Origin of the sequence: Paludibacterium purpuratum, assembly GCF_004363805.1 — a bacterium.
Classification (GTDB): domain Bacteria; phylum Pseudomonadota; class Gammaproteobacteria; order Burkholderiales; family Chromobacteriaceae; genus Paludibacterium; species Paludibacterium purpuratum.
In genome coordinates this window covers 117,097-127,647 of the sequence record NZ_SNZP01000013.1, presented here as the reverse complement: position 1 = coordinate 127,647, position 10,551 = coordinate 117,097, and the positions used below count along the sequence as shown (strand labels likewise).

Genomic DNA, 10,551 nt, shown 5'->3' with positions numbered 1-10,551 from the left:
AACCATTTCTAACCAAACAGAATAAATGACAGAAAACTAAAGGCCGCAACAGCAGCACTCAAACCGATTTGGGCAATCGATCGCTGCGTGGCATGGATGTCACACCCCGAGCATAACGATACGCAACGCCTATGCAATACCTTACCCCTTCAATATATGCGTAAGAACTTGCAGACCCAAGCCGCGACCGCCCTGTCCTCTCGGCTATAATGACAGGATGCCCGATCGACAAGGTTTGCCCGTGCCTCTCGCCTCCCCCCCCCTGCCGCCCAAAGCCCTCGCCTGGCTCAATCAGCGCGGCATCCGCACCCGCGATGATCTGCTGCGCCAAGGGGTGGTTCATACCTTTTTGCAATTCAAGGCCGCAGGCCTGCCGGCGAGTGCGCGGCTGCTGTTCGCGTTGGAGGCCTCGGCACGGGGTCTGCACTGGAACCAACTCGACGACGACGATCGACAGCAACTCAAGCGAGCCCTGGCAGCCCACCCCCCTGTGCGCTTACCGCCCGCGGCAGATGACGGCGAGCGCTTTATGCGACGCGCCTTGGCGTTGGCGGCGCAAGCGGCCGATGTCGGCGAGGTGCCGGTTGGCGCCGTGGTGGTGCATGAAGGGGAAATCGTCGGAGAGGGCTTCAACCAGCCGATCGGACTGTCCGACCCCTCGGCGCACGCCGAGCTACGGGCCCTGCGCCAGGCCGCCGCCCGAATCGGCAATTACCGGCTGTCAGGCTGCGACGTTTACGTGACGCTGGAACCCTGCCCGATGTGCAGCGGCGCCATGCTGCACGCCCGCATCGACCGAGTGATCTACGCCGCGGCCGATACCAAGACCGGTGCTGCGGGCAGCGTGATCGACCTGTTCGCCGAACGGCGTCTGAATGCGCATACCGCCTGCTTCGGCGGGCTATTGGCCGACGAGGCCGGCACCATGTTGTCCGAGTTCTTTCGCGCCCGGCGCACGGCGGCGCCATGAAATGGTGCGCTTGTTGGCTCATCGGCCTGCTGCCGGCCGTGGCCATGGCAGAGCCGCCGCCCCAGGCCGATTACGTGTTGTGGGCGCAAAGCGCGCCGGTGATCCCGCTGTACCCCAATCCACACCGCCGCGATCTGCCGTGGCTGCGCGTCAGCGTCGCCGAACAGTCGTTGACGCTGTACGACGGTATGGGCCGGGCGCAACGGCGTTATAAGGTATCGACCGCCGTATTGGGCACGGGCTCGCAAGTCGGCAGCTATCAAACCCCGCTGGGCTGGCACCAGGTGTGCGCAAAAATCGGCGACGACGCCGCGCCGGACAACATCATCTATCGCCGCGTGGTCACCGCTTGGCATTACACGCCGGCGCTGCATGAGCAATATCCGGATAGGGACTGGATCTTGGCACGCATTCTCTGGCTGTGCGGCATGGAACCGGGGAAGAACCTAGGCGGCGACGTCGACAGCCACGACCGAGCCATCTACATCCATGGCGCGGGCAGCCATGTCGCTTTCGGTACGCCGACCTCGCACGGTTGCGTGCGCATGTCGGTGGACGATGTGGTGGAACTGTATCGGCAAGTGCCGCTCGGGACCGATGTGGTGATCGAGCCCTGAACGGCACCGGCCCTTAGCTGGGCATCCTATTTGAATTTGAAGGTCATGCGGCGCAAGGTGTCGTCCTTCAACATCACGTGGTGCCACAGCGCCGCCAGCACATGAATGCCGACCAAGAAATACACCGCGTTGCCCAGCAACTCGTGCACATCGCGCACCGAGGCGCGCAGCGCCGGATCGGGCGCGACCAAATGCGGCAGTATCCAGCCGAACAGCGCGACATCGCGGCCGCCGGCTTGCGAGAACACCACGCCGGTGATCGGCAGCAGGAACATCACCAGGTACAACAGACCATGCAAGGCACTCGCGGCGGCAGCCTGGGCGCGCGCGCCGAGCGGCTTGGGACCGCCGAAGCCTAAGCGGGCGCCGACGCGCACGAAGGCGAACAGCAACAGCAGAAGACCGGCATCGATGTGCCAGTTGCGTAACAGATCGCGCAAAGGCGCGCCCTTGGGCACATTGCCGCGCAGTTCGATGAACAACAGCGCTGCGGCGAACAGCAAGAACACCAGCCAGTGCAGTGCGATGCTGGCAGGATGGTAATGACGACGAACCATATCGCCTCCTTTGTAATAGCAAACGGCCGGAGCATAGCCCGGCCGCCTTAAGCATACCTTATTCGAATAAATCATACCCCAAGCATCGCTCAGACTGCGTCGGTGACCGGTTGTCCACGCTCGTCCACCGGCACCCGGCGCGTCAACTGCAGGTGGTCTGCGCCAGCATAGACCTTGCGGTAACGCAGATAGCCGGCGCCGAGCCACGTCGGCTCGAAGCCGTCCGGGTCGTCCTCCATCCGCCTGCCGCCTTGGCGGAACGACCTGACCCAGGCCGCTTCCTCCGCCGAAATAGGGATTTCACCCTCTTGCACGTTGGCCAGTTGTTTCAGCGTTTTGCTCGCTTCGGCCACATCCTTGCCGAAGGGCCGGAAACCGGCAAACGAGTCGTGCACGTACTTGACGAATAGGGTGTTGGCCTCCGGTCGATAATAGTCGCTGTCGGCGATGCCCCGGGCATCGCGTGCCTTGGCCAAGGTTTGCATCAACGGCAGCAGTTCTTGCCAATGCCGCTCGTGCGCGGGGTCGAACGAGGGCACCGCATAACGCGGCGGGTTCGGATCGGCCTTTTCCCACGCGTAGCGTACCGGCGGGGTGTCGCGAAACGTGTACCACTTGCAGTAGATGTCGAAGTGTTCCTTGAAACGCTGGTGTGCCGCGCTCAATTCCTTCAGTTCGCTCTCCTTGGCCCCGGGCCACAGCGCCGCCATGGCCGTCGTGCCTTGCCGGTCCAGCATGCCGAGCCGCCAAGCCAGGTAAGGCCAGTACTGTGTCTGCAGCAATACCTTGAAATCCTCGGGCGGCGCCTGGAATAGCTTCAGGTAGGCGTTGAAATCGGCGATCAACGTCGGATCGATGCTGAAGCGGTCCTGTGTGCGAGTCAGATTCAGCTCCGGCTTGAGCGGCACGCCGGCCAGCCGTGCTTTGCGGTACATGTCGGCCAGCGGAATGCGCGATAGCATGTCCGCCCCCATGGGGTCTTGGCCACGGCCTTGCGCACGCGGCAGATAACCGCCGCCGATGTCCGAGTGGGCGCCGGGGTAGAGAATTTCCTCGGCGCAGCCGGCACCGCCCATCTGGGTGCTGTCGAGCGGGAACGAGCGGCGGATTTCGTGCGCCGCCACCATATGCACGCACTTCTTGATCGCGGGGGAGATACGCAGCGAGTGTTCGGCGTCGGCCCAGGCGCCGTGGCCGTCGAACAGCACCGTGGAGGCGGCGAGCCCGATCGAGGCCACGGATTCGAACAGGCCGAGAAAGTCGAAGCAGACCGGGAAACCGCCGAGCGTATGCTCGGCCAGGTTGACGAAGCCCTTTTCCCGGCACAGCTCGGCGTCGAGCCGGCACAGCAGCAACAGCCAGTTGGCGAACACCCGCGCCTCGGCGGCCCCGCGCGAAAAACCGAAGCAGGAGACGTAGATGTTGTCGACGATGGTCATGGTGACATTGGCCGGTTTGACGCCGTCTTTCTTCATGAACGGCGCGATGCGCTCGTGCAGCCTGCTCAGCATGTCGCGCAGCACCTTGCAGGCGGCGGGGAGCGGGTCTTCGCGCCGAGACGCCGTCATGCGGCGTTGCCAACTGGCCTTGGTCAAGGTCTGCCAGTCGAGGTCGATGGAGCGGTCGAGCGCCACCACCTCTTTGTGCTCGATCAGCAAGAACGCGTCGCCGAGAAAGTAGCGGTGCAGATGATTGATCGCCTGCACCAAACCCCACAGAATGCGCCGCTGGCCGTAGCGGCCGGTGCCCAGGCCAAGCGGGCCGCCCTCATCCTGAATTTGCGGAAACGGGGTGCCGAGACCGGGAACATAAACTCGGAAGAAGTGGCGATAGAAGTCGGCATCGTGCTGCCAATCGGTGCTGGCATCGAGAATGCCCGGCACGCTACGCCCGGGATAGGCATCGTACAAGCGCGCCACGTTGGTAAACCCTTCCTTCATGTCCGGGTTTTTCATGCACTGGTCGTAGTTGTTGCCGGTGCCGTCGAAGAAGAAGCCGAAGAATAGGTTGTAGTTGCAACTGGCGGCCGGGTTTTTGGGCGGCGGGTATTCGCGGGAATCGTGTTGGAGCAATGTCTCGAGTTCGTACGCGTTAAAAAATGTGGCCTTGTCGCAAGGATTGTTTTGGGCCGAAGAAACTGGCGCACATAGTTGCGTCATGGACGTTTACCTAAACGTTGAATTGCATCATTTACGGATTGAACGGCATCGCTGAATTTTTGCTTGTCTTGAGGGTGCTGAATGATGGCATTCTCAAAAATCCTCTTCTCTTTCAGCCGCTCATCCATCTTGCGATCCCACAACATCCGCCGGTACTCGACCGACGGCACCGGCCAGCCTTTGATCTTGCCGGGCCAGTTGGGGTTGGACGGTTCGTAGTTGGTGGCATGCACCGCCACCTGCCCGTCGGGATAGATGACGATCCACAGCGTGCCGGGGCTGCCTTGATAGGGAGGAACTTCGACGGTCTGTTTGATCCAGACGTCTTGTTCGTAGGCGCGCTCTTTGTAGGTTTTGCCGACCTTCTCCTTGAGCAGACGGACTTCGACCTGGATGCCGGGGCGCCACTTGGCCGGCAGGCTGTAGCAGCACATCAAACCGCCTGCGCCGTAAGGCATCGCCGCCTCGCCGCCGCCCGACTTGTCCGTGACAGGGTCGACCGCCAGCGCCGAATCGTAGGCGGTGCCGCTGTAGTTGACGTTGGAAACGCCTAATCCAATGGTGTCTTCGGCATGCAGGCTGGCGCAGGCCGCCAACAGCGGCACGCAGCATGCCAGCAACAGCCGGCGAGCGGCGGTGAAACGAGTCAATAAGGCCATGGTGTTTTCCACAAGGATGGCAGGGGAGATGTGCGGCACAACCGCCTGGAGGAAAGTCGCATCGACTCATGCAACGTCAATTAACTAAAAATTTAAACTGAACATGGCGAATATAAATAATTTCACCAATCGGCACAATCGGACCTGTCCCTAAGGACACTCGAAAACAAAAAAAACGACCGGGCATCGCCCGGTCGTTTTTAAGCATCCATCATTCGAGGGACATCAGGCTTCCACGACCGGGATCTTGCCGATACGGGCGCGCCACTCGGCCGGGCCAGTCAGGTGCACCGAGCTGCCACAGGCGTCGACCGCCACGGTCACCGGCATGTCCTTGACCTCGAACTCGTAGACGGCTTCCATGCCAAGCTCGGGGAATGCCAGCACGCGCGCGGCCTTGATGGCCTTGGAGACCAGGTAGGCGGCACCGCCGACGGCCATCAGATACACGGCCTTGTTGTCGCGGATGGCCTCGATGGCGGCCGGACCGCGCTCGGACTTGCCGACCATGCCCAACAGGCCTGTCTGTTCGAGCATTTGGCGCGTGAACTTGTCCATGCGCGTAGCGGTCGTCGGGCCGGCCGGGCCGACCACTTCGTCGCGCACCGGATCGACCGGGCCGACGTAGTAGATGAAGCGGTTGGTGAAGTCCACCGGCAGCTTCTCGCCACGGTTGAGCATGTCGGTCATGCGCTTGTGCGCCGCATCACGGCCGGTCAGCAACTTACCGTTGAGCAGCAAGGTTTCGCCCGGCTGCCACGAAGCCACTTCCTCACGGGTAATGGTATCCAGGTCGACGCGACGGCCTTTGGACGCGTCGAAGGTCAGCGCGGGCCAATCTTCCAGGCTCGGCGCGGCAAGCTTCGCCGGGCCGCTGCCATCGAGGTGGAAATGCACGTGCCGGGTGGCGGCGCAGTTGGGAATCATGGCGATCGGCAGCGAGGCGGCGTGCGTCGGGTAATCCATGATCTTGACGTCGAGTACCGTGGTCAGACCGCCCAAGCCTTGGGCGCCGATACCCAGCGCGTTGACCTTTTCCATCAATTCCAGGCGCAACTGTTCGACACGGCTCAACTCGGCGCCATTCGCGGATTTCTCGCGCAATTCGGCGATGTTGACCGGGGCCATCAGCGATTCCTTGGCCATCAGCATGGCTTTTTCCGGCGTGCCGCCGATACCGATGCCGAGAATCCCCGGCGGACACCAGCCGGCGCCCATGGTCGGGACGGTCTTGAGCACCCAGTCGACGATCGAGTCGGACGGGTTGAGCATCACGAACTTGGCCTTGTTTTCCGAACCGCCGCCCTTGGCGGCGCAGATCACTTCCAGTTGATCGCCGGCCACCACTTCCATGTGCACCACGGCCGGGGTGTTGTCCTTGGTGTTCCGGCGGCTACCTGCCGGGTCGGTCAATACCGAGGCGCGCAGCTTGTTGTCGGCGTCGGTATAGGCGCGGCGCACGCCTTCGTTGACCATTTCCTGCACGCTGAGCGTGGCATCCCACTGCACGTTCATGCCGACCTTCAAAAACACCAGCGCGATCCCGGTGTCTTGGCAGAGCGGGCGGTGGCCTTCGGCGCACATGCGGCTGTTGATCAGGATCTGGGCCATCGCGTCGCGCGCGGCGGTGCTCTCTTCGCGCTCGTAGGCCGCGGTCAACGCCTTGATGTAATCGACGGGATGGTAATAGCTGATGTACTGAAAGGCATCGGCGATGCTCTGGATGAAGTCATCCTGGCGGATAAGGGTCATTGGGCAATCTCGCAATTCAGATAGACTCGGAAGGCGGTCGCGACTCGGGTGCGCGGCCGGTCAGCCAACGATTGTAGCACCATGCCTACAGGATCGTGCCTTCTCGTGTCGCAGCCGTGATGCATATTTTGCATTCGGCGATGCCCTTTGCCGACTCGCTAGCTATTTCCCGCTATGCTGGAAGCATCGCCTACGGTACCGCCGCCATGACCCGTTTCGATTTCGACCATCCGCCTTTCGACAGCCTCAGTCACGCCGAGCGCCAGCAACTGGAACAAAGCGCCGATATCGTCTATTTCGCGCCCGATACGCCGATCATCGGCCCCGGCCAAGTCATCGACAGCCTGTACGTGGTCATCAAGGGTACCGTCTGCGAATCGACCGACGACGAAACGTTGGCGCGCTACCGCGCACAAGACAGCTTCGATGCGCGCGCCATGGTGGCGGGCCATAGTCCACACCGTTTCGTCGCCGAGGAAGAAGCGCTGCTGTTCGCCCTGCCACGCCAGCAGGTACTGGCGTTGACCGAATGCAACGCGGCCTTCGGCGCCTATTTCTATTCCAGCGTCTCGCAAAAGATGGGGACGCTGGCCCAACGCGCCGGTTCGCGCGAGTTGCAAACGCTGTTCACCGCCACGGTGCGCGACGTCGGTTGTCGCGCGCCGGTATTCGTCGACGGCGGCCTGAGCATCCGCGAGGTGGCGCGCTGCATGAAACAGGCGCGCAGCAAATCGGTACTGGTGCAAGACGGCGCTCGGCTGGGCATTTTCACCACCACCGATTTCCGCGACATCATCCTCGACGGCACCCCGGTCGACACGCCGGTCGCGCAATGCGCCCGTTTCGAGTTGCTGTGCATCGATATCGACGACTTCTTGTTCGATGCCCTGCTGCTGATGACGCAACGCAACCTGCGCCGACTGGTGGTCAAGGAAAACGGCCGGGCGGTCGGCATGCTGTCGCAAGTGGATGTGTTGTCCTACTTTTCCAATCACTCGCACCTGATCGCCCAACGGCTGGAACGGGCGGAAAGCCTCGACGAGCTGGTCCAGGCGGCGAGCCAGGTCACTCGCCTGGTGCAGATCTTGTCCGGCCATGGCGTGCGTCCGCCACAGTTGGGGCGTCTGGTACAGACCCTCAACGGCAGGCTGTTCGCCCGCGCCTGGCAGTTGATCGCGCCGCCGGCGCTGGTCTCGGCCAGTTGTCTGTTGGTCATGGGTTCGGAAGGACGCGGCGAGCAGATTCTCAAGACCGATCAGGACAATGCCCTGCTACTGCCGGACGGGACGGACTTTCCGGAACTGGCCGCCGCCTGCGATGCGCTGTCGGCGGCGCTGGCGCGCTTCGGCTACCCACCTTGTCCGGGCAGTGTGATGGTCGACAACCCGGTCTGGCGACTGAGCAGCGAGGCGTTGCGTGCGCGTATACGCCAGTGGGTTCATCAACCCAGCGGCGAAGGCATGATGCAGTTGGCGATCTTTCTCGACGCCGAACCGGTCTCGGGCGACAGCCGCCTACTCTCGGCCGGCCGCGATTACCTGCGGCAATTGTTGCAAGACGATGCCAGTTTCTATGCCCGCTTTGCCCGCGCCATCGAGCAATTCGACACGCCGCTCGGACTGTTCGCCCAGCTGCAGACCCGGTCGCGCGATGGGCGCGATCTGTTGGATCTCAAAAAGGGCGGCATTTTCCCGCTGGTGCACGGCCTGCGCGCATTGGCGCTGGAATACGGTATCGACGACACCTCGAGTCAGGGTCGCGCCGACCGGTTGGCGCAGTCCGGCCATCTCGACCCGGTTTTGGCGGGCGACATCCGCGAAGCCCTCTCCTTCCTGCTGCAGTTGCGGCTGCAGCACGGGCTGCAACAGCTATCGCGCCAGCAGCCGATCGACAATCTGATCGAACCGTCCGGACTATCGACGCTGGAACGCGACCTGCTAAAAGACGCGCTGGCGGTGGTCAAGCGCTTCAAGACACAGCTGCGCCACCATTACCGCTTGGGGAGTCTGTGATGCGGCTGCACACGCTCATGCGGCCATGGCACCTGCACCGGTTACGGGATCCGGCCTGGCGCACGCTATTCGAGGAGCGCGGCGACGAATACGTCAGCCTGGACTGCGAAACGACCAGCCTGAACGTCGGCGAAGCCGAACTGCTCTCGATCGGCGCCGTCAAACTGCGCGGCAATCGTATTTTGACCAGCGAGGCGCTGTATCTGTTGGTGCGGCCGCAAACGCCGCCGGAAAAACCGAATATCGAAGTACACGGTCTGCGCCGTTGCGATGTGGACCAGGGGCTGTCGGCCGAAGAGGCCGTGCTGCGGTTGTTGGACTTCATCGGCGGCCGCCCGCTGTTGGGTTATTACCTGGAATACGATGTGGCGGTGCTCGACAAATACGTCAAGCCACTGATCGGCTGCCCGCTTCCGCAACGGCAGATCGAAGTGTCCGGCTGCTACTACGACTACAAGCTGCGTCAAAACCCGAATAGCTATGTCGATTTGCGGCTCGCCAGCCTGCATGCCGAGCTGGGCGTACCGCAGCTGCCGCGGCACGATGCGCTCAACGATGCCATTAGCGTGGCGATGCTGTATCTGGCGCTGTGCCAACGTAGCGGACGCCGTTAAGCGCCGGGCAGGAAATTTCCGCGCGCCCCGAGACAATTATCCTTTTTCGTCCCAAGCCCATGGCACGCCACCGTCGGAGGCCAACTTCCCCCGCCCCCTCCGGTCTATCACTCGGCGATCACGCCAAACGATCACCCAACCACATAGGAGGCGAAATCATGTATGAAGTAAACAAGGCAAAACTCGTCAAGATCTGCGGCGGCACCCGTGATGCTTCTCGGGAAGTCTCGCGCGAGCGGAACCAAGTCGTCGACGCCGCTGCCGCCGCATCAAGACGAATTCTTGAAAATCTAATCGCCCGCTCCCGCGCCGATAGCGACGGCCGAGGATACAAGCAGGGCGGCGTGCGCACGCCGCCCTGTTCTGCTGTTCGCTTTCTTAAGCGCCTGCGACCGAAAGTACGTCCCCGTCCTCACACCCCGCCCGTTAGCTGATACAGCTGACCGGGGTGCCACAATACCGCCAACGAAGCGATGCGGTCTTCGGTGCGGGTCGTGCGGTGCACGACCAGGCACGGCTCCCGGGTGCCGATCGCCAGGTGCAGCGCGATTTCCCGGCCGGGCAGCCTCGCCTCCACCGTGTAGTGGGCGCCGATCAACGGCGCGACCATCGATAGGTAGGCACTGGGCGTCTGACTCTTGAAATCTTGCTCCAGGTAGTGCGGCGCCACGGCGGGGTTGACCAGCCGGTCCTCTACCTGAATAGGCACCTCATTCTCGCGATGGACAATGACGGAGCGGAACAGCGGGTCGCCGGCCTCGATGCCGAACAACAGCGCCTGATCTGCCGTCGCCGGCACCGTCTCCAGCCGCAACAGCGCGCTGTCGTGATGATGGCCGCGCTCGGCGATTTCGTCGGCAATGTTGCGAATCTGCAGAAGCGAGGTGTGGATGCGCGGCGGGGCGACGTAGGTGCCGGAACCTCGGCGGCGCACCAGTACGCCGGCCTGGGTGAGATCCTGCAGCGCGCGATTGACGGTCATGCGCGCTACGCCGAAATCGCGCGCCAGCGTCTGCTCCGGCGGAATCGCTTCTCCTACCGCCCACTCTCCGGCGGCGATGCGATCCAGCAGATCCTGCTTGATCTGCTGATAACGAGGCGTGGCATTTTTGTCAGCGGATGTCATTGTCTTAGCCAAAATTTGTCTATACAGCTTTTCAAGGTGATGTCGCTCACCTATATTAGTCTATACAACTCTCACGACATGGAGG

10 protein-coding genes are annotated in these 10,551 nt (G+C 62.4%); 5 read left to right on the top strand and 5 right to left on the bottom strand.

The window, feature by feature from the left end:
- Positions 1-241 precede the first annotated feature (241 nt).
- Together tadA and DFP86_RS15515 are read left to right on the top strand one after the other, a co-directional pair.
- The gene (gene tadA, locus DFP86_RS15520) at positions 242-970 is read left to right on the top strand and encodes a tRNA adenosine(34) deaminase TadA (RefSeq protein ID WP_243729420.1); all 729 of its coding nucleotides are present in this window, start codon (positions 242-244) and stop codon (positions 968-970) included.
- A complete protein-coding gene (locus DFP86_RS15515) occupies positions 967-1,587 on the top strand; it encodes a L,D-transpeptidase (protein WP_208108359.1) in 621 nt (206 codons plus the stop codon). Before tadA ends, DFP86_RS15515 begins: the two co-directional genes overlap by 4 nt.
- A gap of 26 nt (positions 1,588-1,613) precedes the next feature.
- Here DFP86_RS15515 and DFP86_RS15510 read toward each other — a convergent pair whose 3' ends face one another.
- The 4 genes from DFP86_RS15510 to DFP86_RS15495 all read right to left on the bottom strand — a co-directional run bounded on the left by DFP86_RS15510 (position 1,614) and on the right by DFP86_RS15495 (position 6,714).
- The gene (locus DFP86_RS15510) at positions 1,614-2,144 is read right to left on the bottom strand and encodes a cytochrome b (protein ID WP_133682880.1); all 531 of its coding nucleotides are present in this window, start codon (positions 2,142-2,144) and stop codon (positions 1,614-1,616) included.
- Positions 2,145-2,233: 89 nt separating this feature from the next.
- On the bottom strand, positions 2,234-4,216 hold the full coding sequence (locus tag DFP86_RS15505) for a T6SS phospholipase effector Tle1-like catalytic domain-containing protein (protein ID WP_166642297.1): 1,983 nt from the start codon (positions 4,214-4,216) through the stop codon (positions 2,234-2,236).
- Positions 4,217-4,299: 83 nt separating this feature from the next.
- Positions 4,300-5,001 (bottom strand): DUF3304 domain-containing protein, encoded by a 702-nt coding sequence (locus tag DFP86_RS15500; protein ID WP_166642296.1) that lies wholly within the window; start codon positions 4,999-5,001, stop codon positions 4,300-4,302.
- Between the two features lie 186 nt (positions 5,002-5,187).
- Positions 5,188-6,714, bottom strand: coding sequence for a fumarate hydratase (locus tag DFP86_RS15495; protein ID WP_133682874.1), 1,527 nt, complete (start codon positions 6,712-6,714; stop codon positions 5,188-5,190).
- Between the two features lie 119 nt (positions 6,715-6,833).
- On the opposite strand from DFP86_RS15495, the gene DFP86_RS15490 reads away from it, so the two are divergent.
- From DFP86_RS15490 to DFP86_RS15480, 3 genes are all read left to right on the top strand, one after another.
- A complete protein-coding gene (locus tag DFP86_RS15490) occupies positions 6,834-8,726 on the top strand; it encodes a putative nucleotidyltransferase substrate binding domain-containing protein (protein WP_243729419.1) in 1,893 nt (630 codons plus the stop codon).
- Positions 8,726-9,340, top strand: a complete 615-nt coding sequence (locus tag DFP86_RS15485; RefSeq protein WP_208108358.1) for a 3'-5' exonuclease — start codon at positions 8,726-8,728, stop codon at positions 9,338-9,340. The genes DFP86_RS15490 and DFP86_RS15485 overlap by 1 nt, the downstream gene beginning before the upstream one ends.
- Before the next feature lie 158 nt (positions 9,341-9,498).
- Complete coding sequence (locus DFP86_RS15480) at positions 9,499-9,774, top strand: hypothetical protein (RefSeq protein ID WP_133682872.1); 276 nt, start codon at positions 9,499-9,501, stop codon at positions 9,772-9,774.
- Here DFP86_RS15480 and hutC read toward each other — a convergent pair.
- Positions 9,753-10,466, bottom strand: a complete 714-nt coding sequence (hutC, locus tag DFP86_RS15475; RefSeq protein WP_133682870.1) for a histidine utilization repressor — start codon at positions 10,464-10,466, stop codon at positions 9,753-9,755. The genes DFP86_RS15480 and hutC overlap by 22 nt on opposite strands.
- Positions 10,467-10,551: the final 85 nt, after the last annotated feature.

Bases quoted from the DNA above. Each gene is read 5' to 3' on its own strand.
- DFP86_RS15515 (WP_208108359.1), top strand. From the start codon at position 967: ATGAAATGGTGCGCTTGTTGGCTCATCGGCCTGCTGCCGGCCGTGGCC.
- DFP86_RS15510 (WP_133682880.1), bottom strand. From the start codon at position 2,144: ATGGTTCGTCGTCATTACCATCCTGCCAGCATCGCACTGCACTGGCTG.
- DFP86_RS15495 (WP_133682874.1), bottom strand. From the start codon at position 6,714: ATGACCCTTATCCGCCAGGATGACTTCATCCAGAGCATCGCCGATGCC.
- DFP86_RS15490 (WP_243729419.1), top strand. From the start codon at position 6,834: ATGCATATTTTGCATTCGGCGATGCCCTTTGCCGACTCGCTAGCTATT.
- DFP86_RS15485 (WP_208108358.1), top strand. From the start codon at position 8,726: ATGCGGCTGCACACGCTCATGCGGCCATGGCACCTGCACCGGTTACGG.
- DFP86_RS15480 (WP_133682872.1), top strand. From the start codon at position 9,499: ATGTATGAAGTAAACAAGGCAAAACTCGTCAAGATCTGCGGCGGCACC.
- hutC (WP_133682870.1), bottom strand. From the start codon at position 10,466: ATGACATCCGCTGACAAAAATGCCACGCCTCGTTATCAGCAGATCAAG.